The organism is Gemmatimonadaceae bacterium (assembly GCA_019637355.1).
In the GTDB taxonomy this organism is placed as follows: domain Bacteria; phylum Gemmatimonadota; class Gemmatimonadetes; order Gemmatimonadales; family Gemmatimonadaceae; genus Pseudogemmatithrix.
The window spans coordinates 2,249,111-2,275,764 of record JAHBVT010000001.1 but is presented as its reverse complement, the minus strand read 5'-3'; the positions used below and the strand labels follow the sequence as shown (position 1 = coordinate 2,275,764).

24 protein-coding genes and 1 other annotated feature are annotated in these 26,654 nt (G+C 68.8%); of the genes, 12 read left to right on the top strand and 12 right to left on the bottom strand.

Annotated elements, in window-relative coordinates; all coding sequences use genetic code 11:
- Nucleotides 1-26: 26 nt before the first annotated feature.
- Nucleotides 27-1,252 (bottom strand): IS3 family transposase gene (locus tag KF689_10440; GenBank protein MBX3133787.1). Its coding sequence is split into 2 segments (ribosomal slippage): nt 27-961 and nt 961-1,252, totalling 1,227 coding nucleotides; the frame shifts between segments, so codons are not numbered across the junction.
- Nucleotides 858-974, bottom strand: a sequence feature (AL1L pseudoknot). Its footprint overlaps the gene before it by 117 nt.
- Between KF689_10440 and KF689_10435 the strand changes: the two genes are divergently transcribed.
- The 6 genes from KF689_10435 to KF689_10410 all read left to right on the top strand — a co-directional run bounded on the left by KF689_10435 (nt 1,175) and on the right by KF689_10410 (nt 6,218).
- On the top strand, nt 1,175-1,780 hold the full coding sequence (locus KF689_10435; GenBank protein ID MBX3133786.1) for a type II and III secretion system protein: 606 nt from the start codon (nt 1,175-1,177) through the stop codon (nt 1,778-1,780). The genes KF689_10440 and KF689_10435 overlap by 78 nt on opposite strands.
- A gap of 118 nt (nt 1,781-1,898) precedes the next feature.
- Nucleotides 1,899-2,549 (top strand): hypothetical protein, encoded by a 651-nt coding sequence (locus KF689_10430; protein ID MBX3133785.1) that lies wholly within the window; start codon nt 1,899-1,901, stop codon nt 2,547-2,549.
- 58 nt (nt 2,550-2,607) lie between these two features.
- Complete coding sequence (locus KF689_10425) at nt 2,608-3,072, top strand: cytochrome c maturation protein CcmE (protein MBX3133784.1); 465 nt, start codon at nt 2,608-2,610, stop codon at nt 3,070-3,072.
- A 6-nt stretch (nt 3,073-3,078) separates the two neighbouring features.
- Nucleotides 3,079-5,100, top strand: a complete 2,022-nt coding sequence (locus KF689_10420) for a heme lyase CcmF/NrfE family subunit (GenBank protein ID MBX3133783.1) — start codon at nt 3,079-3,081, stop codon at nt 5,098-5,100.
- On the top strand, nt 5,100-5,681 hold the full coding sequence (locus KF689_10415; protein MBX3133782.1) for a cytochrome c-type biogenesis protein CcmH: 582 nt from the start codon (nt 5,100-5,102) through the stop codon (nt 5,679-5,681). Before KF689_10420 ends, KF689_10415 begins: the two co-directional genes overlap by 1 nt.
- Nucleotides 5,682-6,218: a zinc ribbon domain-containing protein gene (locus KF689_10410; protein ID MBX3133781.1), complete on the top strand. Its 537-nt coding sequence runs from the start codon at nt 5,682-5,684 to the stop codon at nt 6,216-6,218. It begins immediately after the preceding gene.
- Here KF689_10410 and KF689_10405 read toward each other — a convergent pair.
- Nucleotides 6,163-7,467: an amidohydrolase gene (locus KF689_10405; GenBank protein ID MBX3133780.1), complete on the bottom strand. Its 1,305-nt coding sequence runs from the start codon at nt 7,465-7,467 to the stop codon at nt 6,163-6,165. The two genes, KF689_10410 and KF689_10405, sit on opposite strands and share 56 nt — an antisense overlap.
- A gap of 115 nt (nt 7,468-7,582) precedes the next feature.
- Between KF689_10405 and KF689_10400 the strand changes: the two genes are divergently transcribed.
- Together KF689_10400 and KF689_10395 are read left to right on the top strand one after the other, a co-directional pair.
- On the top strand, nt 7,583-8,173 hold the full coding sequence (locus KF689_10400; GenBank protein ID MBX3133779.1) for a DinB family protein: 591 nt from the start codon (nt 7,583-7,585) through the stop codon (nt 8,171-8,173).
- Nucleotides 8,170-8,634 (top strand): DUF1579 family protein, encoded by a 465-nt coding sequence (locus tag KF689_10395; GenBank protein ID MBX3133778.1) that lies wholly within the window; start codon nt 8,170-8,172, stop codon nt 8,632-8,634. Before KF689_10400 ends, KF689_10395 begins: the two co-directional genes overlap by 4 nt.
- Here KF689_10395 and KF689_10390 read toward each other — a convergent pair.
- Nucleotides 8,576-9,871: an FAD-dependent oxidoreductase gene (locus KF689_10390; protein MBX3133777.1), complete on the bottom strand. Its 1,296-nt coding sequence runs from the start codon at nt 9,869-9,871 to the stop codon at nt 8,576-8,578. The two genes, KF689_10395 and KF689_10390, sit on opposite strands and share 59 nt — an antisense overlap.
- Before the next feature lie 116 nt (nt 9,872-9,987).
- Here KF689_10390 and KF689_10385 point away from each other — a divergent pair, with 116 nt between their 5' ends.
- Nucleotides 9,988-10,605 (top strand): hypothetical protein, encoded by a 618-nt coding sequence (locus tag KF689_10385; protein MBX3133776.1) that lies wholly within the window; start codon nt 9,988-9,990, stop codon nt 10,603-10,605.
- Between the two features lie 111 nt (nt 10,606-10,716).
- Here KF689_10385 and argJ read toward each other — a convergent pair whose 3' ends face one another.
- Nucleotides 10,717-11,886: a bifunctional glutamate N-acetyltransferase/amino-acid acetyltransferase ArgJ gene (argJ, locus tag KF689_10380; GenBank protein MBX3133775.1), complete on the bottom strand. Its 1,170-nt coding sequence runs from the start codon at nt 11,884-11,886 to the stop codon at nt 10,717-10,719.
- Nucleotides 11,887-11,976: 90 nt separating this feature from the next.
- Between argJ and KF689_10375 the strand changes: the two genes are divergently transcribed.
- Nucleotides 11,977-12,642, top strand: a complete 666-nt coding sequence (locus KF689_10375) for a hypothetical protein (GenBank protein ID MBX3133774.1) — start codon at nt 11,977-11,979, stop codon at nt 12,640-12,642.
- A 91-nt stretch (nt 12,643-12,733) separates the two neighbouring features.
- On the top strand, nt 12,734-13,465 hold the full coding sequence (locus KF689_10370; GenBank protein MBX3133773.1) for a YIP1 family protein: 732 nt from the start codon (nt 12,734-12,736) through the stop codon (nt 13,463-13,465).
- Here KF689_10370 and KF689_10365 read toward each other — a convergent pair.
- Genes KF689_10365 through KF689_10340 form a run of 6 tightly spaced genes read right to left on the bottom strand, consistent with a single transcriptional unit; the run spans nt 13,430 to nt 19,189 of the window.
- Nucleotides 13,430-13,846 (bottom strand): hypothetical protein, encoded by a 417-nt coding sequence (locus tag KF689_10365; GenBank protein ID MBX3133772.1) that lies wholly within the window; start codon nt 13,844-13,846, stop codon nt 13,430-13,432. The genes KF689_10370 and KF689_10365 overlap by 36 nt on opposite strands.
- Entirely contained in the window at nt 13,843-14,346 is a 504-nt protein-coding gene (locus tag KF689_10360; GenBank protein ID MBX3133771.1) for a GNAT family N-acetyltransferase, read from the bottom strand. Before KF689_10360 ends, KF689_10365 begins: the two co-directional genes overlap by 4 nt.
- Nucleotides 14,343-16,049: a hypothetical protein gene (locus KF689_10355; GenBank protein ID MBX3133770.1), complete on the bottom strand. Its 1,707-nt coding sequence runs from the start codon at nt 16,047-16,049 to the stop codon at nt 14,343-14,345. The genes KF689_10360 and KF689_10355 overlap by 4 nt, the downstream gene beginning before the upstream one ends.
- The gene (locus KF689_10350; GenBank protein MBX3133769.1) at nt 16,042-16,800 is read right to left on the bottom strand and encodes an ABC transporter ATP-binding protein; all 759 of its coding nucleotides are present in this window, start codon (nt 16,798-16,800) and stop codon (nt 16,042-16,044) included. The genes KF689_10355 and KF689_10350 overlap by 8 nt, the downstream gene beginning before the upstream one ends.
- Nucleotides 16,797-18,386 carry a lasso peptide biosynthesis protein gene (locus KF689_10345; protein ID MBX3133768.1) on the bottom strand — a complete coding sequence of 530 codons (1,590 nt, stop codon included), beginning with the start codon at nt 18,384-18,386 and terminating at the stop codon, nt 16,797-16,799. The genes KF689_10350 and KF689_10345 overlap by 4 nt, the downstream gene beginning before the upstream one ends.
- A complete protein-coding gene (locus KF689_10340) occupies nt 18,383-19,189 on the bottom strand; it encodes a tetratricopeptide repeat protein (GenBank protein ID MBX3133767.1) in 807 nt (268 codons plus the stop codon). Before KF689_10340 ends, KF689_10345 begins: the two co-directional genes overlap by 4 nt.
- A gap of 322 nt (nt 19,190-19,511) precedes the next feature.
- On the opposite strand from KF689_10340, the gene uvrA reads away from it, so the two are divergent.
- Nucleotides 19,512-22,316: an excinuclease ABC subunit UvrA gene (gene uvrA / locus KF689_10335; protein MBX3133766.1), complete on the top strand. Its 2,805-nt coding sequence runs from the start codon at nt 19,512-19,514 to the stop codon at nt 22,314-22,316.
- 4 nt (nt 22,317-22,320) lie between these two features.
- On the opposite strand, the gene KF689_10330 is transcribed toward uvrA, so the two are convergent.
- Both KF689_10330 and cphA read right to left on the bottom strand, forming a co-directional pair.
- On the bottom strand, nt 22,321-23,772 hold the full coding sequence (locus KF689_10330) for a hypothetical protein (protein MBX3133765.1): 1,452 nt from the start codon (nt 23,770-23,772) through the stop codon (nt 22,321-22,323).
- A gap of 86 nt (nt 23,773-23,858) precedes the next feature.
- Nucleotides 23,859-26,648 (bottom strand): cyanophycin synthetase, encoded by a 2,790-nt coding sequence (gene cphA, locus KF689_10325; protein ID MBX3133764.1) that lies wholly within the window; start codon nt 26,646-26,648, stop codon nt 23,859-23,861.
- Nucleotides 26,649-26,654 lie beyond the last annotated feature (6 nt).

The following is a 26,654-nucleotide window of genomic DNA, read 5'->3' as shown; positions in this document are numbered from 1 at the left end:
TCGGCCCGGGATTCCCGGAGACTCGGTTAGTTGAGTCCCACGGCCGCGGATGCGGCGTGGGCGTGATAATACTGCGCTTCGTACTCCGCCGGGGGGATGTCCCCGAGCGGCTGCATCAGGCGCTGGCTGTTGTACCAGGCCACCCACTCGAGCGTCGCGTACTCCACGTCCTCCAGGCCCTTCCACGGTCCGAGATGATGGATGACCTCCGCCTTGTACAGCGCGTTGATCGACTCGGCGAGCGCATTGTCGTAGGCGTCACCGCGGCTGCCGACGGAGGATTCGATGCCGGCCTCGAGCAGCCGGTCCGTGTAGCGGATGGCCAGGTACTGCGACCCGCGGTCACTGTGATGCACGAGCGGGCCGTCGAGCGCGCGGTCGTAGAGTGCCTGCTCCAGCGCGTCGAGCGCGAGGTCCGTCCGCAGGGTCGTCGTCGCGCGCCAGCCGACGATGCGGCGCGAGTACGCATCGGTCACGAACGCGACGTACACGAAGCCGCGCCACGTCGGCACGTACGTCAGGTCGGAGACCCAGAGCGCGTTCGGGCGCGTCGCCGTGAAGTTCCGCTGCACGAGATCCTGCGGCCGGTGCGCCGCCGGCTCGGGCACGGTCGTCGTCGCCCGGCGCCCGCGCACCACCCCGCGCAGGCCCATCGCCTTGAAGACGCGCGCCACCGTGCAGCGCGCCACCACGCGGCCCTCCCGGCGGAGCTGCTTCCAGGCCTTGCGCGCCCCGTAGCGCCCGCGCGTCGCCGCCCACACGCGCTGGAGCGCCGGCCGGAGCGCCGCATCCGCGCGGCTGCGGGCCGGCAGGCGCGACGGGTCGCGCGCGCGCGCCTTCGCCTCGTAGTAGGTCGACGGAGCGATCGGCAGCACTGCGCAGATCGGCTCGACTCCGTACGCCGCGCGGTGCGCGTCGATGAAGGCCACCATCAGTTGGGTCGGCGGTCGAGCTCCGCCAAGGCGAAATACGCCGACGCCTTCTTCAGGATCTCATTGGCGCGCTTCAGCTCGCGGTTCTCGCGCTCGAGCTCCTTGAGGCGCGCGAGGTCGTCCGTGGTCGGGCCGGGTCGCACGCCCGTGTTCCGCTCGTGCTCGCGGACCCAGTTCCGGAGGGTCTCCTGGTGACAGCCGACCTTCTCGGCGATCGAGCGGATCGCGGCCCACTGGGAGCCGTGCTGCGGGGCCTGGTCCAGCACCATCCGGATGGCGCGTTCGCGGAACTCAGGCGAAAATGGGGAACGTCTGGGCATGGCTCCAACCTCTCACGATGTGGAGCCTCCGGCAAACCCGGGCCGATTCATGTCGTCGGCAGCCAACGACCCTTCGTACAGGTTCAGCGGTCGCTGCCGACCGACGGTGCGACCCGCGACCAGATCGTGCAGTACCGAGATGTCGGTACTAAGTTGATGGTTCGCCCGACGATATCGGCCGATGGGTCCGTGCAACTCGAAGTGACACAGGAAGTCTCGACCGCTACGTCCGAGCTCGCGTTTGATGCGCCTGTGATCGCCACAAGGAGCGTCCGGACGCAGCTGCTGGTGCGTGACGGCCAAACGGTTGCGCTCGGGGGGCTGACCGACCGGCAGCGCGAATCTCGCCAAGGGGGACTCCCCATCCTCTCATCAATTCCGCTACTCGGAGGCTTCTTCGGTCGCGCTTCGCGCCAGACGATTGAGACTGAGTTGTTTGTCTTTTTGACTCCGCGCGTCATTCGGACGGACGAAGATGCTGACCGGCTCAGCGATCCGTTGCGAAAGCAGGCCGGCGGCTCGCCGTAACCGCAACTGAGATCTTCAATAACACGTCGCTTGTGAAACCAACCCGTCTCTGTACACCCCGGGAGGATAGATGCGATTTGGATGCAAACTTCTACTGTGCTGGATCTTGCTCGCCGGAATGTCTGATTCGGTGGCCGCTCAGCGCGTTCTTCTCACGCCTATCGTCGGCCGCACGACTCCACAGGCCGGAGAGCTTCTCGTATGGGTTCAAAATCCGACGCCTGCAGGCTTCGACTCATCAGCATACTCCCATCGGTTTGAAGCGGGTTCGACCTACGGCATCCTGGTCGAGCTTGATCGTGCCGGCTGGCTCGATTTCTCGGCGCAGCTCAGCGCAAACTTCGCGAGGCGCCCCATCGTCCGTGATAACGGAAGCGAGCGGGAATGCAAGTGCAACAATAGTGAGATCTATGGCCTTGCCGTCCTCGCCAAAGCGACGATGCCGGTGGCTCCAAAGCTACGCGTCTACGCTGGGTTCGGACCGGAGTTTCTGTACTTGAGTGGCGATGCCACGACCAACGATCGGGCATTCACGCCACCGAACCAATACCAGGTCAAGTCCCCGTTGGTCGTCGGTGCGCTTGGTGCAGTCGGGGTTGAGTTGGACGTCACCCAGCGGATGGCTCTGAGATTGCACGGAGGGTACCGCTATATGCCGTCCAGGCACGAGCTGACTGACCCCACGCTGGAGAGCATCGCCTCTTACTCCGAGACCGCGTATCAGGACCTCCTTCTCACCGTTGGACTCTCCCGGCGTTTGGGCCGCTAACGCCGGGAAGCGACTCAGCTATATTGTATCGGGTACACCTGACTTTCGGAGTCACCCGATGCACCCGCGCAACAAATTCCTCCTCGGTGGGGCCGTCGTCCTCGGCGCCGCGGCCGTCCTGATGGCCGGGGCCATCAAGGACACCGGCATCTACTTCCTGATGCCGCACGAACTCGAGGCCAAGGTCGCGCAGGACCCGACCCTCATCGGCACGGGCGTGAAGGTCGGTGCGCGCGTCGTCCCCGGCACGGTGCAGCGCGATTCCTCCGGTCGGATGGTCGCCTTCGATATGACGGACGGGCGCGCCACGTATCCGGTGGTCTATCGCGGCATCATCCCGGACACGTTCTCGGATTCCGTTGAAGTCGTGGTCGAGGGCCGCCTGGATGCGAGCGGCACCTTCCAGGCGACGACGCTGCTGGCCAAGTGCGCCTCGCGCTATGAAGAGGCGCCCGAGGGTTACGACGCGATGCGCGAGGCCATCAAGGCCGGCGCGCCGATGCCCGACTCGCACAAGAAGTAGTCCGCCGTGGTTCTCATCGGGGAGCTCTCCCTCTGGATCGCCCTCCTGATGGGCCTGTGGGCCGTCACGCTGTCGTTCGCGGGCGGCTATCTCAAGCGGCAGGATCTCATCGTCAGCGGCGAGCGCGGCCTCTATGCCACCACGGCTTTCGTGGTGTTGGCCTCGCTGGGCCTCTGGACGGCGCTGCTCACCAGCGACTTCTCCCTGCGTTACGTGGCGTCGTTCACGTCGGTGAACCTGCCGATCGTCTACAAGTTCTCGGCGTTCTGGGGCGGCCAGGCGGGCTCGATGCTCTTCTGGTGCCTCGTGCTCGCCGGCTACGCGGCGGCGGCGACGTACACCAACCGCAGCAAGAACCGCACGCTGATGCCGTGGGTCACCGGCACCAATGCCGCCGTGCTGCTCTTCTTCGTGATGGCCACGGCCATCGCGTCGAATCCCTTCGAGCGCCTCGAGTGGATCCCGCCTGACGGCCGCGGTCTCAACCCGCAGCTGCAGAACCCGGCGATGGCCATCCACCCGCCGCTGCTGTACCTCGGCTACGTCGCGACGGCGATTCCCTTCGGCTTTGCCATCGGTGCGCTCATCACGCGTCGGCTCGACGCCGAGTGGCTGGGCGCGGTGCGCAAGTGGAGCCTCATCTCCTGGGTGTTCCTGACGCTGGGGATCCTGCTCGGGATGTGGTGGGCCTACGTGGAACTCGGCTGGGGCGGCTACTGGATGTGGGATCCGGTGGAGAATGCCTCGCTGCTGCCGTGGCTCACGGGCACCGCCTTCCTGCATTCGATCATGATCCAGGAAAAGCGCGGAATGCTGCGCAAGTGGAACGTGATCCTCGTCGTCGGCACCTTCCTGCTGAGCATCCTCGGCACGTTCATCACGCGCTCGGGCATCATCCAGTCCGTGCACTCATTCGCGCAAAGCAGCATCGGGCACTGGTTCGCGTGGTTTATGGTGCTGGCGCTGCTGGCCACGGCGTATCTCGTGAGCATCCGGCTCAAGGACCTCGAGGCCAAGGCCGAGCTCGAGGCGATGATCTCGCGCGAAGCGGCCTTCCTCTACAACAACCTCGTCCTGGTCGGCATCGCGTTCTCGGTGCTCTGGGGCACGCTGTTCCCGATCCTCTCCGAGGCCGTGCGTGGCTCGAAGATCACGGTCGGCGAGAGCTTCTTCAACACGGTGAACGTGCCGCTGGGCCTGCTGCTGCTGGCGCTGACGGGCATCGGGCCGCTGATCGCCTGGCGCCGCGCGTCGGTGCAGAACATCCAGCGGCAGTTCGCCGGTCCGGCCTTCGTCGGCGTCGTCGCCGCGGCGGCGCTGTGGACGCTCGGGGCCCGCGAGCTCTACCCGCTGATGGCCTGGGGCCTCGGCGCCTTCGTCGCGGGCACCATCGTGCAGGAGTTCTACAAAGGCATCGGTGCGCGGACGAAGATGCACGGCGAGAACATCGCCGTCGCCTTCGTGAACCTCGTGGCGCGCAACCGGCGCCGCTACGGTGGCTACATCGTGCACGCCGGCATCGTCATCCTCTTCTCGGCATTCGCCGGGATGGCCTTCAAGGCCGAGTACGACGTCACGCTGGCGGACGGGGAGTCGTTCAGCGTGAAGGACCCGTTCGGGCAGGACTGGACCTTCACCAGTGACGGCATCTCGCAGTTCAAGGCGCTCAATCGCGACGTCGTCGCGGTCTCGCTGCTGCCGGTGGTCAACGGCAGGCCGCAGCCGGCGCTGACCAGCGAGAAGCGCCAGCACTTCGATTCGCGCGGCAATCCGACCTTCCAGCCATCCACGGAAGTCGGCATCCTCACGCAGGGCCGGCAGGACGTGTACCTCGTGCTCGCCGGCACGATCGGCGACCGCGCCGAGGTGCGCATCAACTTCAATCCGCTGGTGGCCTGGGTCTGGAACGGCGGCCTGCTGATGGCGATCGGGGGGCTGATCGTGATGTGGCCGCAGAGCGAACGACGCCGGCAGAGCGGCTATGTGGCCGAACTGGCGCCGCAGCACCGCGAGACGGCGGGCGTCTGATGCTGAATCGTCGCGAGTTCTTCGTCGCCGCGGCGGGGACGGGCCTCGCGCTTGGCGCGCGTGCCATCGGCGGCCAGCAGCCGAACTTCACGCCGATGGACCAGAATGCGTATCGCCCGGTGATCCGTCCGGCCAAGCCCGACGCCACGCCGTCGATGACGCCGGACGAACGCGACCGGCTCGAGCGTGAGCTCAAGTGCCAGTGCACCTGCATCCTCGACGTGTACACCTGCCGCACGACCGACTTCACCTGCGGCGTGTCACCGGCGATGCACCGTGACGTGATGCGGCTGGTGGCCGGTGGTTACACGGCGCAGGAGATCAAGGATGCCTTCGTCGAGACCTACGGCGAGGTCGCGCTCACCGCGCCGATCAAGCAGGGCTTCAACTGGGCCGGCTACTTCGTGCCCTCGGTGGTGATGGCCACCGGCGGCGTCATCCTCACGATGATGATCCGCCGCTGGACCGCCAAGGCGACGCCGGCTGCCGTCGCGGCGTCGCCCAGTGCCCCGCCTGTAGCCCCGCAGGCCAGCGATGACGAGATGGCGCGGCTCGAGGCCGCGCTGCGCGAGGACGCCTAGGTGCTGGCCTTGTTCCTCGGAGCGGCGCTCGCCGTGCTCGCGTTGGCGTACGTGCTGCTGCCGATTCTACGTGGGTCCGCTGCGGCACCGCTGACTGCACTCGCGCCCGAGGCGGCGCCAGAGTCCAGTGCCATCGACGCGCTGCGCGAGATCGAGTTCGACCAAGCCACCGGCAAGCTGTCGGACGAGGACTACGCGGCGCTCAAGGCGGCGTACACGCCGCGCGCGCTCGATGAGCTGCGCGCGCGCGAATCGGCCGCCGCGAGCGCCGCACCGGACGGCGCCGCGCCTGAGGACGCAGCCGAGGCGCTCATCGCACGGATGCGGCAAGGGGGCGTCGCCTGCCCGCACTGCGGCCCGCGGCCCGAGTCGGACGCGCTGTTCTGCTCCGACTGCGGGCGGATGCTCGGGGCTGGCTGTCCGTCCTGCGGCGCCGCCGTGGACAGTGACGCGAAGTTCTGCGTGGAGTGCGGGGCGGGGCTCAGCGCCGAGGATTCTGCGCCAGCCAGTCCAGCGCCAGCGAGCTCATCGCCTTAACTCCCACCGGCAGCGCCGCTTCGTCCGCAAAGAACAGCGGCGAGTGGTTGCGCGGCACGGTGTTGAGGTCCGCGTCCGCCTTGGACACGCCCAGGAAGATGAACAGCCCGGGCACGCGCGCCTGGAAGTACGAGAAATCCTCGGCACCAGTAGCCAGCGGCGCGAGCTGCACGTTGTCGCGGCCCGCCGCGCGCTGCAGTGTCGGAAGCATCCGCGCCGTGAGCGCCTCGTCATTGCGCGTCACGATGTAGCCCGAGTCGATCTTCACCTCGACGCGCGCGCCCGACGCCATCGCGATGTGCTGCGCCGTGGCCTGCACGCGGCGGAAGATGTCGGCCTTCTGCTCGCCGCTGAACGTGCGGATGGTCCCGACCAGCACCGCCGAGTCCGGGATGATGTTGTTCCGCACGCCGCCGTTGAACTGGCCGACCGTCACGATCGCCGGGTTCGCGGTGATGTCCGTCTGCCGCGAGACGATGGTCTGCAGGCCCATCACGATCTGCGAGCCGACGACGATGGGGTCGATGCCGCCCCAGGGATTGGCGCCGTGCGTCTGGCGCCCGTGCACCGTGATGCGGTAGGAGTTGGACGCCGCCATCGTCGGGCCGGGCCGGTACGTGATCTCGCCCAGCTTGCCCGACCACACGTGCAGGCCGAAGATCGCCTCCACCTTCGGGTCGTCGAGCACGCCGTCGGCGATCATCCGCTCGGCGCCGCCACCGCCATCGGGGTGACCCTCCTCGGCCGGCTGGAAGATGAACACCACCGTGCCCGGCAACTGCGCGCGCATCCCGGCCAGCAATTCCGCCGTGCCCATCAGGATGGCCACGTGATTGTCGTGTCCGCAGGCGTGCATCACGCCGACTTCCTGGCCGTTGTACTGCGCACGGACGCGCGAGCGGAAGGGCAGGTCCACCTGCTCGGTCACGGGCAGTCCGTCCATATCAGCGCGCAGCGCGACGACGCGCCCCGGGCGCCCACCGCGCAACACGCCGACCACGCCGTGCCCGCCCACGCCGGTGCGCACTTCCATTCCGAGCGACCGCAGGTGATCGGCAACCAAGGCCGCCGTGCGTACTTCGAAGCCACTGAGCTCGGGGTGCTCGTGGATGTCGCGCCGCCAGGCCACGACCTTGGGCATCACGCCGCTCAGCCGGCGATCGAGCTCGGCGCTGAGCGGGGAGGGGGCCTGTGCGGCCAGCGGGGCCGCAAGAGACAAGGCGAGCAGCAGCGAGAACGATTGGCGCATCCCGGCGACCTCTTCGATGGATGGGAGGTCGGAAAGATGCGGCGTGCGGCGCGAGGGCAGAAGGGGCCGGGCGGCTGTAGATTCCGGTCTCGAACACCAACCCCCCCCGGAACGAATGTCCACCTCGCCGTCCCAACAGCAGCTCGACGAGATCGCCAAAGCGTCCGCCGAAGTCGCGCGGCGCTTCACTGCACTCGACGCCCGCGTGAGCGACGCACAGTGGAACGCCCGCCCCGCGCCCGACGAGTGGTCGGTGGCCGAGTGCGTCGCGCACCTTAACCTCTCCAGCGCCGCGATGCTGCCGCGGATGCGTGCCGCCATCGCCGAGGCCAAGGCCTTGGGGCCCATCGGCACGCGAGCCTATAAGGGCGCGTTGTTCGGGCGCGTTCTCGCCGCGATGATGGGCCCGGTGCCGGTCGTACTCGGGTTCCGGCTCGGGCGTACCAAGACCCCGAAGCCCTTCGTGCCCGGCAGCGAGCTTCCGCGCGAAGGGGTGGTCGCTGACTTCCGGAAATGGATCGGTGAGGAGCAGGCGCTGCTCTGGACCGCCGCCGATCTGCAGATTGACCGTGTCACGCTGGAGTCGCCCTTCGTGGCTGGGGCGCGCTACGATGCCTATTCGGCGCTGTGGATCGTGGTGCGCCACGAGCTGCGGCATCTCGTCCAGGCCGAGCGCGCGTTGGCGCGGGTGGAGGCGACGCGATGAGCATTCCGTCCAAGCTCATTGGCGCGATGGGCAGCTGGAGCGGACACAACAAGCTGTGGTTCGAGCCGACCGCCGCTGCCATCGAATGCGCCACCACCGCCGAGGTCAGCGGGGAAGCCGCCGGCCGAATGCTCCTGATGCGCTACAGATGGGAGTACGAGGGAAAGCCCTGCGAGGGCATCCTGCTCCTCGGCGACGATCTCAAGGCCGACCGTTGCGACGTCGCGTGGGCGGACTCGTTCCACAACGGCCACCGCCTGATGCCGCTGACGGGCGCGGCCACCGGCGACGGCGACGTAAGCGTCCGCGGCAGTTACCCTGCGCCGCCGGGACCGGACTGGGGCTGGCGCATCACGTTCGCGCATCCGTCGCCCGACGCGCTCGTGATGCGGATGTACAACATTATGCCGGACGGGACAGAGGCGTTGGCAGTCGAAGCGTCATACGCTCGTCGTCGTTGATCGCCGACGCGACGTCCATTGCGGTGCGCGCTGCCGCCTCGAGCAGCGGGATGCCGGGACCGAGGTAGCTGCCGCAGAACCACAGCCGCCGTCCGTGCTGCGTTTGCAGGAGCCGCACCGTACGGGCACCCTCGAGCGACGAGCCGTTCACGAGCGGCCGCTCGAACCAGGCCTCGGCCTGCACCAACTCCGCGCGCGGTGCGACGATCGGATTCCAGGTCTGGAACACCGGCGTGGACTTGGCGAGGGCCGGCTGCACGCGGTTCATCCAGATGGTCGCCATCGGCTTGTCGTGCGCCGCGCTGGTGATGAGGTTGACTGGCGCCCAGTGGGCGTGGTCGCGCGGCGCGAGACGCTCGTCGGTGTGCACGATGACCTGGCTGGATTCGTACGCGAAGCGCGCCAGCGCGTCCTTCTCGCGGCGGTAGGCCGGGTCGAGCATCGCGGCGGCCTGATTGGCCTGCGTCGCCACGACGACGTGGTCGAAGCGCCGCTCGCCTCCGTCCCAGGTGACGCGGACGCCATCCGGCGCCGGGGCGATCTGCCGTACGCGCACGCCGCACTGCACCTCGGCCAGCGGCTCGGTGAGGCGCCGCACGACTTCGCGCGTGCCCATCACCACGCGCCGTACGCCGCCAAAGGTCAGGCCCCGCGTGAGGTAGTCGAGGATCACGCGCGCCGGGTACGCACGCACCGCGGCGTTGGAGCAGGTGCACACCGCCGCGAAGGTCGGGATCAGAAATCCTTCGGCGAAGTCGGCGCTGAAGCGCGTGCGGTCCAGCCAACTGCCGAGGGGTTCCTCGCTGTTCTGCAGGCGCACGAGGGCGGCCGGGGCGAGGCGGTAGAAGCGTAGCAGATCGCGGTTGATGCGCCAAGCGCGGCCACCGAAAGGCGTGGCGGGGAGGGGAATCGAGCGGCCCGCCACGAGCCAGTTGGCGTAGCGATAGTACGCCGCGCCACCGAGTGCGCTGAAGGAGCCGGCGTAGTTGCTGCGTTCGAGTTGGATGCCCAGCGCGTGGTACTGCGCGATCAGCGTCGGGTAGTAGCCCTCGTAGAGCACGCGCAGCGGGACGTCCACGCGGTACTGGCCGCCATCGTGCTCAAGGTCAATGGAATGGGCATCCATCCCGGCCACCTCGTGACGCTCGAGCAGGGTCACCCGATGGTGCGTGCTCAGCCGCCACGCGGCCGACAGGCCGGCGATGCCCCCGCCGATGACCGCGATGTCGAGCCCCATCCGCATTGCGCCGTCCCTCCGGGAAGACGTCGCAAAATGGCGTCCGGGACGCCCCCGCGGTACTGCCGGCGGCCTGACACCTCGCGGCCGGGGGCCGCGTAGGCCAGTTTATGCCGATGCCCCGCCAAGCCGCTCAAGCCGCCACGCAGGCCCCCGCGCAGACCGAACTGGTGCTGGTGCAGACGCCGGGCGTGCCGCAGACGATTGTCGAGGTCCGAGCGCTGCGTGCGCAGCGCTCGGAGCTCTCCAACCAGCTCACCTCGGCGTTGCGGCGCCGCAACGATGTGGTCGAGCAGCTTGGCAAGGCCAATGCCTCAGAGCGCCCGGGACTCGAAGCGCGGCTCAAGGTGCTGGACGACCGGATCGTCACGCTCGAAGCCGAGATTTCCCGCACCGGCCAGTTGATGTCGCAGACCCCGGGCCAACTGCTCGGCAGCACCGCCGAACCGACTTCCGGAGGCTCCAACGTGCGACCCATCGATGGAACGGCGATTGCCGTCATCTTCACGATCTTCGTGCTGGCGCCGCTGGCGTTCACGGCCGCGCGATTGCTCTGGAAGCGCGCACAGCACGCGCCGCCGCGCCTCGATGCCGAGACGCAGGAACGGATGCGGCGCCTCGAAGCGGGTGTCGACGCGATTGCCATCGAGGTCGAGCGCATCTCGGAAGGCCAGCGCTTCGTGACGCGACTGCTGGCGGAGCGGGAGAAGCAGCAGCAGGCGCTGCCAAGGTAAGGCCTACGACGGATGACGGATGACGGATGACGGACGACGGATGACGGATGACGGAAGCTGCGCGGTGCTCTTCACTCTTCCATCCCCCGTCTTCAGTCCTCCGTCATTCACTCAGCTCGAGTAGTACGCCGCGTTCTCCTCCACGTAGCCCTTGCTGAGGTCGCAGCCGTAGGCCACCGCCCGCGCCTCGCCGACGCCGAGTGCGAGTTCGAGGTCCACGACCTCGGCCGTCAGCGCCTCGCGCACGACGGCATCGTCAAAGGGCAGCCGCGCGCCGCCGCGCACCACCTGGAAGCCATTGATCCACGCATCGGTCGTGGACGGCTGGATGCGGCACTCGAAGCACTTGCCCACCGCCATCAGCAGGCGCCCGACGTTCGGGTCGGCGCCGTGGACCATCGTCTTCACCAGCGGCGAGTTGAGGACGCTCTTGGCGACGCGGCGCGCCTCGGCGTCGTTCAGTGCGCCTCGCACGGTCACGCGCAGGAGGTGCTCCGCGCCTTCGCCGTCGCGCCCGAGCGTCTCGGTCATCCGGATGCAGCCGGCGATGAGCGCCTCGCGGAACGCCTGCTCGTCCACCGCACCTGCCAGCCCGTTGGCGAGGATCGCGCAGGTATCGCTGGTGGACGTGTCCGTGTCCACGCTCAACATATTGAAGGATCGTTCGACCGCCTCGCGCAACAGGCGGTCCAACGTTGCGGCGTCGAGCGCGGCGTCGGTGAAGATGTAGGCTAACATCGTCGCCATATTCGGCTCGATCATCCCCGAACCCTTCGCCACCCACGTAATCGTCGCCTCGCCGACCGACAGCGAGAACGCCTTGGGGAAGGTGTCGGTGGTCATAATGCCTTCGGCGCCGACCAGCGGGTTGTCCTGCAGCTCAGCGCGCATCCCGACCACACCGCGCTCGATCTTCTCGATCGGCAGCGGCACTCCGATCACGCCGGTGGAGCTCACGAGGATTCGGTCCGGCGTGGTGCCGAGCTCCGCCGCGGCGGCCGCCGCCATCCGACGCGCGTTCGCCACGCCCTCGGCACCGGTCGCGACGTTGCTCACCTTGCTGTTCGCGATGATGCCCATCAGCCGTCCGGCCTTGAGCGTCTCGCGGCCGAGCACGATGGGCGCGCCGGGGAAGTGATTGCGCGTGAAGACCGCCGCCGCGGTGGCTTCGACCTCGCTGGCGAAGAGCGTGAGGTCCTTGGCGTCCGGCTTGAGACCGACGTTGCGGGAGGCGCAGCGGAACCCGCGCGGGAAGCGCGGGGTGTCGTGGAAGGCGGGCATAGGCGAGGAATCTTAACGCCTCCCGGAAGCGGGCGTCTGACCCTGTGACCACGGTGTCCCCACCGTCCCCGATCCGTCAGGAGCGATCAAATGCGTACCACCTTGCAGGTCCTCGCGCTCGCCGGCCTCGTGGTCGGCCTCGGCAGCACCGCCACCGCGCAGGCCCCGCGCCGCGGGGTGGCGCCCCAGGCACCGGCCCGCGCGATGGTGATGCGCCGCGGCGGCGAGGTGACCGCCATCCTCAACGCCCGCCGCGAGCTGGACCTGACGCCGCGCCAGGTGGCCCAGCTCGATTCCATCGAGCGCGTACGGCACGCCGAGCGCAAGCGCCTCGCCGATCAGATGGCGCCCGCGATGGACTCGATGCGCCAGCGGATGCGCGGCCAGGGCGTCCCGCGCGACTCGGCGCAGCGCGCCGCGATGCGCGCGCAGATGGAGCAGCGCCGCACGGCGCTCCGCCCGCAGATGGAGCAGCTGCGCACGCGTGATTCCGCTGCGGCAGTGGCCGCTGAGCGCCTGCTGACCGACGCCCAGCGCGGCAAGTGGCGCGAACTGCAGGCCGAGCGTCGCGGGTTCGCCCGCGGGGTGCAGGCCGGTCGCGGCGCGCCGGGAATGCGCGGGCGGCCGGGTCGTCCCCCGCAAGGGATGCGCGGGCAGCCGGGTCGCGCACCGCAGGGAATGCGTGGGCAACCAGGGCGTCCGCCGCAGGAGATGATGCGCCGCCCGGTCCCAGATCGCCGGCCTGAAGGTCGGTAGACCCGCCAGGCGCGTTGCGCTGGACCCGGGGGGAACGCACCTTGAGTGCGTTCCCCCCGGACGCATTTCCCCGCTTCCCCCGAGGCCCCTGATGACCGCTCCAGACGGCTCGTCCGTTTCCACTCCGCCGCAAGCGTCCCTCGCCGAGGATCTCATCGACATCTGGTTCGCGCCGTCCACGGTGTTCGCGCGCCGCGCGCAAGGTGGCGCGTGGGGGCCGTTCCTCGTGACCGCAGTGCTGATGGTTGCCCTGTACTTCGCGGCGCTCGGTTCGATGCCCGGCGTGATTGACGCCGAGGTGGCCCGCGCGGTGGCGGAGGCGCAAGCGAGCAATCCAGCGCTCGATGGCGAGCAGCTGGAGACGATGCGCAAGGTCACGGAGAAGGCAGTCGCGTACGGCGGCCTCGTGTTCATTCCGGTCGTGCTCCTGCTGATTGGCGTCTTGGTCTGGCTGCTGGCAAAGGTGCTCGGTGGTAGCGCCAGCTTCGGTGCGGGCGTGATGATCGCGTCGTTCGCGTACTTGCCGAAGACGCTCGAACTCCTCTTGGTCATTGTCCAAGGTTTCGTGTTCGATACCACCGGGTGGACCGGTCGCTACCAGTTCTCTTGGGGCGTGGGGCGCTTCCTCGATCCCACCGGCGCGCAGGGGATGGTCAACTTCCTCGGGCGGCTCGACGTGTTCACGCTCTGGGTGACCGCACTGTGCGTGATCGGCCTCATCCAGGTGGCCAAGGTCCCGCGCTCCAAGGCCTACGCTGCCGGCGCAATCCTCTGGACGCTGGGTGCGCTACCGGCGCTGATGCAGCTCGCCAGCGGGAAGTGACGGGCGCCAGCTCGGTTCGAGGACGCCTGCATCGATGAGCGCACCCTCGACCGCCTCGGGCACCATCGTCGGCCACAGCAGGAAGCCTTCGAGGAGCACCAGCGGTCGAGGAGCGCGCCCGGTGCCGCGGTAGCGCCACCGGGCCCAGAGCTCGTAGGCCATCGCTACCGCACCGCCGAACGCCGCGAAGAGGCACCAGGTCGCCAGCGCGATCTTCCACGGCAGGGCGATCGCCATCCACAGCGCAATCGCGTACGCGCTGCCGATGCCCATCACGCGCACGCTCTTCAGGACCGGATTGAACACCAGGCAGCAGCCGGTGAACAGCGCCACGCCGAGCAGCAGCAGCGCGAACATCAGGTCCACGTAGAAGAATGTCACCGCTTGGCGCGCTTGCTGCGCGGAGCGGGTTTGGCCGGCGCAAGGCGAATCGCGAAGCAGTGCTTCTCGCCGACCTCGATCTCCGACTTGTTCTTTGCGTAGCGCGCGATCTTCTCAGGATAGGTGTCGAGCGGCACGCGCTCGAATCCGCAGCTGAGGAACAGTTCGTCGGAGTACGAGACGGCGAAGAGGTCCGAATAGCCACGGGCCGTGGCCAGCTCGATGGCCGCGGCGATGAGCTGGCGGCCGTAGCCGTTGCCGTGCGCGTCCTCGTCCACGGCGAGCGAGATCACCTCGGCGACGCTCGGGGAGTACTCGTCCAGCGCGACACAGCCGAGGATGCCGCCTTGGGCATCACGCAGCACGCGGTAGTCAGGCAGGTGGTTGGCCGCAAAGTCCGGCGTGCGCGCCAGCGTCAGGCCCGACGACGCGTAGCGGTTGTTGAGCGAGAGCAGTTGGGCGACGTCCGTCTCGTGGGCGGGGCCGATGCGCGGGTTCATCGTTCGACTGCCTCAAGGCGGCTGAGCGCCACGCGGATGGGGATGAGCGTGGCGGCAATGCAGAGCACGGCCGCCGCGCCGAAGCCGATCAGCATCTCGGTCGGTTCGATCGGCTGGCGGAAGGCGCGGGCGGCGAGGTAGCTGTACACCGGACGCGCCTCGAGAATGACTACGCCGCCGATGAGGCCTACCGACGCCATCATATACAGGAGTCCGCCGAAGCTCGTCGGAATCTGCGCGGCGTTCTCGGTCTCGAACTGCGGGAACAGCGTGCCAAACCCGATGGCCATTCCGCTCAGTGCGAAGGTCATCAGCGTGATGCTGCCCAGCGACACGTAGAACATAAAGTCGCTGACTTGGAGCATAAAGTCCGTGACGCCAACGATGGCCACCGCCAGGATGAGCAGCGGCAGCGTGCCCACCCAGAACTTGGCCCAGAGCAGGTCGCGCACGGCCATCGGGCTCGAGCGCAGCAGCCACAGCGTGCGGCCCTCCAGCGACACGCCCGGAAACACGAAGCGCGCGGCGATGGAGGCCAGCACGAAGCCGGCCAGCACGAGGTTCAGGAAAGGCACGACGTTCACGAGGAAGAACGTGATGCCCTCGCCACGCAGGGGCAGGAACTTGATGTTGTACACGTACACGATCACCAGCACGCCGAGCAGGATGAGCTGCGACCACTGGGTGGTGTCGCGGAAGAACAGCCGCAGTTCCTTGAGGACGAGCTCACGCCGCAGCGTGCCGAACGGCCGCAGCAGCGTGTTTCCGAGCCGCGTCAGCAGGCCGCCCTGCTTCACCCAGCGCTGGGCGCTCTCCTGCGCCTTCGAAAAGCCCGTGGTGTAGAGCCAGCGGTGCAGCAGGGCACCCATCACCACCACGGCGGCGGCGGTGCTCCACAGCATATACATCGAGAGCCAGTCCGGCCGGCCGGACAGCCAACCCATCGTCGCCTTGGCCACCCATTCGCTCGGCAGCAGTGGCGAGGTCGGCGTACGCAGGACGGCGATGAACTCCATCAGGTTGGCGAAGCCTTCCGGCCGCGCCAGTTGCTCGGGGCGGATGAGACGGAAGACCAGCACCAGGCCGCCGGCCGCCAGCACCGCGATCACGCTGAGGATGTCGCGCGTGCGCCGCGCCGGAAACACGTTCACGAGGATCAGCGTCAGCGCGCTGCCGATCACCGCCGGGATGATGAACATCGGGAGCATCACGGCGACGGCCACGAGCGGGAACAGCCAGCCCCCACGGTAGGCGATGCCATACGCCGAGAACATCGGGATCGCCACCAGCGCCACCATCCAGCTCGAGGCAATCACCGTCTCCAGCAGCTTGGCGCCGTAGAGCCGCAGCCAGTCCACCGGCGCGGAGACGAGCATATCGAGATCCTTCGCGAGGAAGAAGCTCGACAGCGCGGTGATGACATTGGAGAGCAACAGGATGCTGGTGAAACCCAGCAGGATGAGCCCGAGCAGCTTGCCGGCTAGCAGCGCACCGATTTCCTCGACGCCGCGGAAGTACGTCAGCAGACGGTAGAGCACGCCGAAGACGAAGGCCCAGAACATCACGCCGACGAAGCCGAGGATGGCGAAGCGCGCGCCTCGGCCCTTCTCGCCCTGTACCGTGCGCGCCCGGGCCGTCAGCCACTTGGGCAGCAGCAGGTGCAGTAGCGGCGGATCGGGGAGCGGCGCGTCGTTGCTATGCATCGAGCACGTCCATCAGGTCGCGCGCCGCGTTCTCGCCGGTGAGGCGCAGGAACAGCTCCTCGAGGCCCTTCTCGCCGCCCTGCAGCTGTTCGCGCAGGTCGGCCATCGTGCCGTAGGCCTTGATCTCGCCCTGCACGATGATCGCAAGACGGTCGCAGAGCGACTCGGCCACCTCGAGCGTATGCGTCGAGAAGATGATCGTGTGTCCGCGGTGCGTGTACTCGCGGAAGAGGTCCTTGAGGATGCGCGCCGCCTTCGGGTCGAGCCCGACCATCGGCTCGTCCACGACGATCACCTCGGGCCGGTGCACGAAGGCGCTGGAGATGATGAGCTTCTGCCGCATCCCGTGCGAGTAGCTCTCCACCAGCTCGTCCTTCCAGTTCTCGAGGTCGAACAGCGCCAGCAACTCGCGAGCGCGATGCTCGACTTCCGGCCCCTCTTGGTCGTAGAGCCCCGCCACGAAGCGCAGGAACTCGCTGCCGGTGAGCTTCTCGTAGATGAATGGCCGGTCAGGAATGAAGCCGAGCTTGCTCTTGGCCGCGATCGGGTCGGCGACGAGGTCCACGCCGGCCACGCGGATGCTGCCGCCGGTCGGCTTGAGGATGCCGGCCATCATCCGCAGCGTCGTCGTCTTGCCGGCGCCGTTGGGGCCGAGGAAGCCGAAGAGTTCGCCGCGCGGCACGACGAGGTCGATGCCGTTGACCGCGGTGAAGTCACCGTAGCGCTTCGTGAGCTTGGAAATCTCGATCATCGGGCGTCGAGGACCTCGACCTGAAGGGTGCCGACCAGTCGCAGCAGTTCGCCCTGACGGGTGAGTCCGCCGCTGACGAAGCGCAGGTGCGCGGCGTCGGCGGGGAACTGCCCGAACGTGGGATCCACCGCGACCCAGTCTCCCAGCCGGATCTCCGGCCAGGCGTGGTAGTAGAACTTGCCGTTCACGTACGCGAGGCCGGTGGCGATGCGCGCCGGAATCCCGGCCGCCCGCGCCAACGCCACGTAGAGCTGCGTGTGCTCGTTGCAATCGCCGCGCCGCGCGCGCAGGACCTGCAAGGCGCTGGGCACGGTGAGCGTAATCTCCTTGGCGAGCGAATCGTGCACCCACCTGTTGATGCGCTCGGCCACGACGCGCGGATCGCGCTCGTTGCCGGCGATGCGCACAGCCAGGTTCACGATCTCGCGGTTGTTCACCTGCAGCAGCGGCTCTTCCTGCAGGTAGGCGCGATAGCGTTCGCGGAAGGCACGATCGCGTGTGGCCAGCGACCAGTCGGCCGCCAAGGCGCTCGCCGGCTCCGCGCTGACCTCGAGCGTGTCGCCGCGCAGGCGCTGACGGCCCCCGGCGAGATCGAAGCCCGCCAGCGACGTGCCGGTGAGCCGCACCCGCAGAGCCGAGAGCACGCGGTTGCCCGGCAGGGCGTCGGCGGCAATGGCGGTGCCCTCGAGGAGGTCGCCGAGGGCCGAGCCGCCGGTCGCGGCACCGTCCTCGCCGCGCGTACGCCGCCAGTTCTCGAAGGCGATCTCGTACGCCATCCGCCGCAGCACGATGCCGCCGGGCTGCTGCGCCAGCACGACGTTGCCCTGCGCGTCCACCCAACCGCTGAAACCGCTGCCATCGGTGGGTTCGAGCTTCCAGGCGACGACCGTTGTGTCGTGGGCGCTCACGAAGAGGTTGCTCGCCGCATCGAAGCGCGCTGAGTCGGTGACGGTGAACAGTGACTCGGCGGCGATGCGGAACGTGACGTCGCTGGCGGCCATCGTGCGCGGATCGAAGCTCGGCAGCGTCACCGACTTGCCGACCGACGGCGTGCCGATCAGCATCGCGGTCGCCGGCAGCATCGTCGGGACGAGGATCGGGCCGCGGACGGCCACCCGCTGCGTGTCGCTGGGTTGGCCGGGCATCCGCAGCACGAAGCGCACCGCGCTGTCGCCTTCCACCGTGCCGACGGCGCTCATCGGCGCCTCAGGGATGTCGACCTGCACGTCGAAGCGGCGTAGCGCGAGCGCGCGCGACATCGTGATCACGCTCCGGGCGCTGGCGCGGAAGCTGCGCCCGGCGATCGGCAGGTCAGCGATGAAATAGTCGATGACGTCGAAGGTCGTGCCGGTGGTGTCGATCGTCGTGGACGCGAAGCCAATCTGCCGTCCGCCCTGTTCGACCACGAAGTACGTCGCGCTGGGCCCGAGCCGCATCGCCGCTTCGGCGATGATGACCGAGCGATCGCGGAAGAACTCGCGGGCGGCCAGCGCGCCGAGGCCGCCGAGCCAGGCGACGAGGATGACCGCGGCGGCGATGGTCCGGCTGCGGCGTCGGTTGGCGGCGCGTTGTTGGCGGTCGCTCACGCGCGTTGGGCCTCGCGGGCGCGGCGGTACCAGTCGGCGGCTTCGGGCGAGCGGCCGAGGCGGTCGAGCACCACGCCGACCCCCTTGAGCGCGCGCCAGTTCTCGGGGTCCAGCTCGGCGGCGCGTTCGTAGGCGGCGCGGGCCTCGTCCAGTCGGTCGGCGTGGTTGAGTGCCTCGCCGACGTAGTAATGGCCGAGCGCGTGCTGCGGGTCTGCGGCCACGCCGCGCTGCAGCGGGTCGATGGCGTCCTTCCAGCGCCCACGGCGGCAGGCGAGGACGCCCTGCTGCACGAGGACATCGGGGTGATCGGGCTTGAGCTTGGCGGCCTGCTTGAGCGCCTTGGCGGCGTCGTCGTACTTGAGCGAGGCGCCGAGCGCACCGGCCCGGGCGCAGAGCATCGCGAAGGTATCGGCCCCCGCGGACTCGGCGCGCTCTATGGCCTTCAGCGCCCCGGCGGCGTCGCTGGATCGCTCCAGGGCGTGCACATACGCCAGGGCGCGGGTGGTGTCGCCGGGTGTCTGATCAAAGGCCAGTCGCAGGGCTTCGAGTGTCGGCCGGGGGGCGCGCATCGGCTCGCCCATCGGGCGCGGCGCGGCGGGCGTCGGCCCCGCCGCGGCGGCGGCCCGCGCCGCCATCGCCCGGGAGTCGACCACGACCCGAATCGGCTGGATCGGCGTCGCCTTGCTCGTGGGGGCGCTCACGCCATCAATGCGGCGCGCCACGAAGCGCGGCTCTTCGAGCTCGCTGTCGTCATACGACCACTCGCCGCACACGGGCGGTTCGCGGAGGGGGACAACCAGCATTTCCCCTTCCGGAGCGTCCGCGGCAGGCGCCAACGACTCCCCGCCGAGGACGCCGAGCGGGAGCTGGTAGGGGTCGGGAGCCGAGGAGGGTTCGCGGTCCAATTGGGTGGGAGGCGTGGGTGGGGAGGCCGTGGGGCCACTCGCGAATGAACCCCGGAGGGAATCTACTGGTTCGTCACGGGTCAAGACGAGCGCCATTGGCGAGTTCCGTCGCGCCACTGGCCCCCGGCAGGAGGTGTCCGCCTCTCGCCTTCCGTCCTCCGTCTTCCGTTCCAGTCGCCTCGCTTCCATAAATCCCTGCCGTAGGCGAACTTGTGTAACTATGCCCGGTGATGCCCTGATCGTTCGCGGTGCCCGCGAACACAATCTGAAGAACGTCTCCGTCACCATCCCGCGGGATAAGCTGACGGTCATCACCGGGCTCTCTGGCTCCGGCAAGTCCTCGCTCGCCTTCGACACCATCTTCGCCGAGGGGCAGCGGCGGTACGTCGAGTCGCTCTCGGCCTATGCGCGGCAGTTCCTCGGGCTGATGGAAAAGCCCGACGTGGACGCCATCGAGGGCCTGTCGCCTGCGATCTCCATCGAGCAGAAGACCGCCGGTGCCAATCCGCGTTCCACGGTGGGGACGGTCACCGAGATCTACGACTACCTGCGCCTGCTCTACGCCCGCGCCGGGACGCCGCACTGCCCGCAGTGCGGGCGCCCCGTGGCGCGGCAGTCGGCTGGGCAGATTGCCGACATCGTGCTCACCTGGCCCGCCGGCACCAAGCTGGAGGTGCTCGCGCCGCTGGTGCGGGGGCGCAAGGGCGAGTTCCGAGAGCTGTTCGAGGATGCGCGCAAGCAGGGCTTCGTCCGCGCGCTGGTGGACGGCGAACTCATCGACCTCGCCGAGCCGCCCAAGCTCAACCGTAAGGTCAATCACGACATCTCGGTCGTGGTGGACCGTCTGGTCGCACGCAGTGCCGACCGCGGGCGGCTGACGGATTCCATCGAGACGGCCCTGCGCCTGAGCGAAGGTCTGGTGGAGATCGTCCGACACGAGAGCGCCAAGGCGCAGACGCAGCTGTTCTCCGAGAAGTACGGCTGCCCGGACTGCGGCATCTCGCTGCCGGAGCTCGAGCCGCGCCACTTCTCCTTCAACTCGCCGTTCGGCGCCTGCCCGGAGTGCTCCGGGCTGGGCACCAAGCGCACCGCCAGCCCCGAACTCGTGCTTGGCGACCCGAGCATCTCGATGCTCGAGGGCGTGATCCTGCCCTGGGGCGAGCCCGATGGCTACCTGCGGCGCGTGATCCTGCCGGGGCTGGCCAAGCAGTTGAAGTTCGAGCTGAACACGCCCTGGGGGCAGCTGCCGGACCGCGTGAAGTTCGAGCTGCTCTTCGGGTCGCAGAAGAAGAAGGGCGACGAATCCCGCTGGGAAGGCATCCTCGCGAACGTCCAGCGCCGCTACAACGAGACGACCTCCGAGGCCGTGCGCGCGGAGCTCGAGGCGTATATGGTCGTCGGCACCTGCCCGGCCTGCCACGGTCGCCGGCTCAAGCCCGACTCGCTCTCGGTCACGGTCCACGGCAAGAACATCGGCGAGTTCACCGAGAGCTCCACCCGCGGGGCGATGGAGTTCGCGGAGAGCATCCCGCTGCGCGAAAAGGGCAGGCCGGGCCTCGACCCAGGCGTGGCCGGCCCTATCCTCAAGGAAGTGCGCGAGCGCCTGCGCTTCCTCGTCGACGTCGGCCTCGACTACCTCACGCTCGATCGCTCGGCGGAGTCGCTCTCGGGCGGCGAGGCGCAGCGCATCCGTCTGGCGACACAGATCGGCTCACGGCTGGTCGGCGTGCTGTACATCCTCGACGAACCCAGCATCGGCCTGCACCAGCGCGACAATGCGCGGTTGCTCGAGACGCTCAAGCGCCTGCGCGACCTCGGCAACACGGTGTTGGTAGTGGAGCACGACGAGGAGACGATCCTCGAGGCCGATCACTTGATTGACCTCGGGCCCGGCGCCGGCAAGCACGGCGGGGAAGTCATCGCCGAAGGCACGGTCGCCGAGGTGAAGAAGGTCGCGTCGAGCATCACCGCGCAGTATCTCACTGGCCGCAAGAAGATCGAGCGCCTCGAAGGCCGCCGCCCGGTGGACAAGAGCCGAATGCTGCGCGTCGAGGGCGCCAAGGAGCACAATCTCCGCGACGTGACGGCGGAGTTCCCGCTCGGTTGCTTCGTCGCGGTCACCGGCGTGTCGGGGTCGGGCAAGTCCACCCTCGTCGAGGACATCCTGCAGAAATCGCTGTCGCGGCACTTCTTCCGCGCCCGCGTCGTGCCGGGAGCGCACGAGCGCATCACCGGCCTGGAGCACCTCGACAAGGTCATCGACATCGACCAGACGCCGATCGGCCGCACGCCGCGCTCGAACCCGGCTACCTATACCGGGCTGTTCACGCCGATCCGCGAGCTCTTCGCCGAGATGCCCGAGGCCAAGCTGCGCGGCTACGGGCCGGGTCGCTTCTCGTTCAACGTGAAGGGCGGTCGCTGCGAGGCGTGTCAGGGCGACGGCCTCGTGAAGATCGAGATGCACTTCCTGCCCGACGTCTACGTCACCTGCGAGCAGTGCCGCGGCAAGCGTTACAACCGCGAGACGCTTGACGTGAAATTCCGGGGGATGAGCATCAGCGAGGTGCTTGAGCTGACGGTCGAGGACGCCATCGCGCACTTCGAGAACCAGCCGCGCATCCACCACAAGCTGGTCACGCTCAACGACGTGGGCCTCGGCTACATCCACCTCGGCCAGAGCGCGACGACGCTCTCCGGCGGCGAGGCGCAGCGCGTGAAGCTGGCGACCGAGCTCAGCAAGCGCGACACCGGGCGGACGCTGTACATCCTCGACGAGCCGACGACGGGCCTGCACTTCGAGGACGTGCGCGTGCTGCTCGACGTGTTGCACAAGCTCGTAGACCGTGGCAACACGGTGTTGGTGATCGAGCACAACCTTGATGTGATCAAGACGGCCGACTGGATCGTGGATCTCGGGCCCGAGGGTGGCTCCGGCGGCGGGCAGATCGTGGCGGCGGGGACGCCGGAGCAGGTGGCGAAGGCGAAGGCCTCGCATACGGGGGCGTACCTCAAGAAGGTGCTCTGAGGCGCTAGACGGACTGCAGTCGCGCGCGGAGCCGGTCTCGCTCTTCCAGGGCGTGCACGGGCATCACGAGCAGGTCGCCAGGCGCACTCCAGGCGAGCAGGGCATCCACCGCCTCCGCTTCACTCGTGGTGAGCACGACCTGATCGGCTCGCGCGCCACGGCGCAGCAGCTCGTCCCGCAGGACGGCCGGTACCTCGCCGGGAGCACGCCCGCGCAAATAGTGGGTCATCTCCTGCAGCACGACGCAGTCTGGCGTGACGTCCCAGGCCGCTCGCGCCAAGGCACGCAGGGATTCATCGGGCCGGTCTCCGGCCTGACCGAGGATGAGTCCGAGCCGACCGCTCCCTCGCGCGGCGGCGGCGAGCGCGAGCAAGGCGCCGAGTCCGTGCGGGTTGTGCGCGTAGTCGAGCCAGATGCGGCGGCCTTGGTGGTCGAAGCGCTCCAGCCGCCCGGGGTTGTCGGCGTTGTCGCGTCCGAAGGTCCGGAGCGTCTGTGTGATGAGGGGATCGGGCACGCCCAGGGCGCGCGCCGCGCAGGCCGCGGCCTCGGCGTTCGCGATGTTGTACGCCGCGAGGCCGGCCATCGCGATCGGCATCTCCTGCGCCGGCGGCAGGAGCCCGGAGGTGTTTGCGCCGCTCCCGAACCATCGTAGCTGCGCGTCCGTCCGTGGCGGATGCGCGACAAGCGTCGGATCCTCGGCGCTGAGGACCAGGGTGCCGCGCGTCGAGAGCGCACGCGCGACCACGCCCTTGGCGGCGGCGATGTCGGCCAGCGAGTCGATGCCATACTCGCCGAAGTGATCGGCGGCGACGTTGGTGATGACGGCGACATCCGCGCGCGGCACGACCAGGCCGCGCCGCAGCAGCCCGCCACGTGCCGTTTCCAGCACCGCCGCCGTGACGCGGCTGTCCTCGAGCACGCGCCTCGCGCCGCCGGGGCCGCTCCAATCGCCGCGCTCCACGGCTTCTCCGGCGATGAAGACACCATCGGTGCAGGTGAAGCCGACCCTGTGCCCGTGGGCGCGCAGCATCGCCGCGAGCAGCCGCGTGGTGGTGGTCTTGCCGTTGGAGCCGGTGACCAGCGCGATGGGGATGTCGCGCAGGGGCAGCGGTGTACCGTCCGGCGGCGGCGACGCACGCTCAGCGGCGAGCAACTCACGCAAGCGCGCCAGCGCCGCTGTCTGCTCCTGCGGGAGACGCTCGTCCTCCAGCGAGGCAGGGTCGTAGGCGCCGCCGCACTCTGCTGCCGCACGCTCCAACGCCCACTCGTTGAGACTGGTGGCGCTCAGCAACGCCGCCGGCGGCGCCGTGAAGGCGAGACTGCTGCCGGCGGCGTGCGTGCGGACGGTCAGCGACGTGTCGATCCAGCCGACGGCCGCGCACATCCACGCGACGTGGCCGCCCCAGGCACGGAGCAGGGCAGGGTCCACGCCGTGGGGACGCGGCGCCTCGAGCACGACGCCCGCTGCGTCGAGCCAGAGGCTGGGGCCGAGCAGGCGTCGGGAATCGGTGAAAAGGGCCGGGAGGCCCGGCGCGGGAGCGCTCAGTCGTCGCTCTCGCGTGCGAGGCGCACGCCGCGCTCATCGCGCACCAGCGACGAGAGATCGCCGAGCAGGGCGGCAGGCGCCGGTGCGGGTTCGGTTACGCGCGGGATGGCGTGCTCGGCGGTCACGGGACGTTGCGTGCCGTCCGGGCGGAAGTGGATGATCTGCTTCCAACTGCGCGTGATTTCGTCGCCGAAGACCAGCAGGAGGTCGCCGGCGCGGGCCATCCGCAGCGCGCGGTCCACGGCTTCCTGTTCGTCCGGAATCATCTGGATCTGTGCCTCTGGTACGCCAGCATCGCGCAGCGCCTGCACGATGATGCGCGGGACCTCGTCGGGCTCCCGGCCACGCAGGCCGTCGTCGCGCCGGCAGATGTAGTGATCGAACTTGCCGGCCGCGGTGCGGGCGATCTCGATGAGGTCCTCGTCGCGGCGGTCGCCGGGGCCGGCGAGCACGACGATGCGACGGCCCGTGACGTCAAGCCGCTGCGCCAGCTGGCACATCGCCTCCACGGCGTGGGCGTTGTGCCCGTAGTCGAGGATGACCTTGAACGGATGCTCGTTGAAGACGTTCGCGCGGCCCGGGGCCTGAAAGAAGGTCGTGTCGAAGGTGCGCAGGCCCTGGCGGATGGTCTCGAGCTTCAGGCCCATCGAGAAGGCCATCGCCGCAGCGACCATCGCGTTCTGCACGTTGTGCATCGCTCGGCCTTCCATCGTGGCCGGGATCAAGTGCGTCCAGAGCAGGGGGATGTGCGCGCCCTTGTCGTAGAGGGTGATCATCTGTCCGTTCACGCCGCTCTCGAGCGAAGCGGCGCGGCCGCCGGCGCGGATGTGCTCGCGCACCAGCGCGTGGCCGGGGTTGGTGGTCACGTAGCAGAGATGCTTGGCCTCGGTGTAGGCCGCCATCTTGAGCACCAGCGGGTCGTCAGCATTGAGCACGGCGGTGTCGCGCGCGACCTCGACGATGATGCGCTTGACCTCGGCGAGCGCCTCCAGCGAGTCGATGCCCTTCATTCCGAGGTGGTCGGAGCGCACGTTGAGCACGGCGCCGACGTCCACGTAGGGCGTGCCCATTCCGGCGCGGAGGAGGCCGCCGCGGGCGACCTCGAGCACCGCCACGTCGATGGTGGGGTCGGCGAGCACCAGCTGCGTGGCGACGGGGCCGGTCATATCGCCCTCCACCGTGCGCTGGCCGTCGATGTACACGCCGTCGGTGGTCGTGAGCCCGGGCGTGAAACCCGCCATCTTGCAGATGTGCGCGAGCATCCGTGCGGTCGTTGTCTTGCCGTTGGTGCCGGTGACGGCGGCGATCGGCACGCTGGCCGCCGTGCCCGGCGGGAAGAGCATATCGATCACCGGGCCGGCGACATCGCGCGGCTTCCCTTCGCTGGGGGCGCTGTGCATCCGGAAGCCCGGCGCGGCGTTCACCTCGCAGATGGCGCCGCCGTGTTTGCGGTACGACTCGGTGATGTCCGGCGTCAGGAAATCCACGCCGCCCACGTCCAATCCGATCGCCTTGATCGCGCGCTCGGCCATCTCGCGGTTGTCGGGATGGATGATATCGGTGACGTCCGTGGCAGTGCCGCCGGTGGACAGGTTGGCGGTGGACCGCAGGGAGACGATCTCGCCGGCTGGCGGCACCGTCTCCGCACTGTACCCCTTCTTGGCGAGCAGGCGCTGCGCCTGGTCGTCGAGCGCGAGGCGCGTCAGGACCTTCTCGTGGCCCACGCCGCGCCGCGGGTCCTGGTTCACGATCTCCACCAATTGGGCGATGCTGTGCTGCCCGTCGCCCACCACGTGCCCCGGGGTGCGCCGCGTCGCAGCGACGAGGATGCCGTTCACGACCAACAAACGATGGTCGTCGCCGACTTGGAAGCTCTCGACGATGACGGAGCGTGAGATCTCCTGCGCCGCGCGGAAGGCGTCGCGCACCTGCTCGTCGGTGGTGAGATGGATGGCGACGGCGCGCCCGTGATTGCCGTTGTACGGCTTTACCACGACGGGAAACCCGATGCGCCGCGCCGCGCGTAGGGCCGCCTCCTCGCTCTGCACCAACTCCTGCTTGGGAACAGGCAGCCCGAGCTGCCCGAGGATCTTGTTCGTTTCCTCTTTGTCTCCCGCCAGTTCGACGGCGATATGCGGCGTGCGTCCGGTGACGGTGGCCTGGATGCGCTGCTGGTACTTGCCGTGTCCCAACTGGACCAGCGACTGGTTGTTCAGTCGCATAAACGGGATGCCGCGTTCGTGGGCCGCGTGCACCAACGAGGCCGTGCTGGGTCCGAGCGCGCGTCGCTGCGCAAAGCGGATGAACGCGTCGCGCTCTCTCGCCCAGTCCCAATCCGTGGGGACAAGACCGTTGGGACGGATCGCCTCGGGGAGCAACGAGCCCAGGAGCCGCATCGCGAGCTCGCCGGCCTCGAGGCCCTCGTCGCGCTGTTCGTACTCGTACACCACGTGGTACTGCCCGTCGACGCCGGTGCCACGGGTCTTGCCGAAGGTCACGGGGATGCCGGCGGCATTCTGCAGTTCGATGGCGACGTGCTCGAGGACGTGTCCGAGCCAGGTGCCCTCGTCCTCGGTCATTCGGCGGATGAAGCCGCCGACCTCGCCATAGGAGCAGCCGTGCTCGCGTAGGCCGGGGAGGGCGTCGACCAGTCCCGCGATGAACGTCGCGCCGAGTCGGCTGGTGGGCCAGGCCTCGAGCGCGCCGAGGTCGAGCGTGAGCCGGATGACCGGGAAGTGCGCGTACAGCGACGGGCCCACATAGACCGAGCGTTCGAGGATTCGCATCGGGCA

Excerpts from the sequence above, each read along its gene's own strand:
- KF689_10340 (MBX3133767.1), bottom strand. The coding sequence starts at position 19,189 with ATGCTGGTTGTCCCCCTCCGCGAACCGCCCGTGTGCGGCGAGTGGTCG.
- cphA (MBX3133764.1), bottom strand. The coding sequence starts at position 26,648 with ATGCGAATCCTCGAACGCTCGGTCTATGTGGGCCCGTCGCTGTACGCG.
- KF689_10415 (MBX3133782.1), top strand. The coding sequence starts at position 5,100 with ATGCTGAATCGTCGCGAGTTCTTCGTCGCCGCGGCGGGGACGGGCCTC.
- KF689_10425 (MBX3133784.1), top strand. The coding sequence starts at position 2,608 with ATGCACCCGCGCAACAAATTCCTCCTCGGTGGGGCCGTCGTCCTCGGC.
- KF689_10405 (MBX3133780.1), bottom strand. The coding sequence starts at position 7,467 with ATGCGCCAATCGTTCTCGCTGCTGCTCGCCTTGTCTCTTGCGGCCCCG.
- KF689_10350 (MBX3133769.1), bottom strand. The coding sequence starts at position 16,800 with ATGATCGAGATTTCCAAGCTCACGAAGCGCTACGGTGACTTCACCGCG.
- uvrA (MBX3133766.1), top strand. The coding sequence starts at position 19,512 with ATGCCCGGTGATGCCCTGATCGTTCGCGGTGCCCGCGAACACAATCTG.
- KF689_10375 (MBX3133774.1), top strand. The coding sequence starts at position 11,977 with ATGCGTACCACCTTGCAGGTCCTCGCGCTCGCCGGCCTCGTGGTCGGC.
- KF689_10370 (MBX3133773.1), top strand. The coding sequence starts at position 12,734 with ATGACCGCTCCAGACGGCTCGTCCGTTTCCACTCCGCCGCAAGCGTCC.
- KF689_10385 (MBX3133776.1), top strand. The coding sequence starts at position 9,988 with ATGCCCCGCCAAGCCGCTCAAGCCGCCACGCAGGCCCCCGCGCAGACC.
- argJ (MBX3133775.1), bottom strand. The coding sequence starts at position 11,886 with ATGCCCGCCTTCCACGACACCCCGCGCTTCCCGCGCGGGTTCCGCTGC.
- KF689_10430 (MBX3133785.1), top strand. The coding sequence starts at position 1,899 with ATGTCTGATTCGGTGGCCGCTCAGCGCGTTCTTCTCACGCCTATCGTC.
- KF689_10360 (MBX3133771.1), bottom strand. The coding sequence starts at position 14,346 with ATGAACCCGCGCATCGGCCCCGCCCACGAGACGGACGTCGCCCAACTG.
- KF689_10355 (MBX3133770.1), bottom strand. The coding sequence starts at position 16,049 with ATGCATAGCAACGACGCGCCGCTCCCCGATCCGCCGCTACTGCACCTG.
- KF689_10400 (MBX3133779.1), top strand. The coding sequence starts at position 7,583 with ATGTCCACCTCGCCGTCCCAACAGCAGCTCGACGAGATCGCCAAAGCG.
- KF689_10390 (MBX3133777.1), bottom strand. The coding sequence starts at position 9,871 with ATGGGGCTCGACATCGCGGTCATCGGCGGGGGCATCGCCGGCCTGTCG.
- KF689_10395 (MBX3133778.1), top strand. The coding sequence starts at position 8,170 with ATGAGCATTCCGTCCAAGCTCATTGGCGCGATGGGCAGCTGGAGCGGA.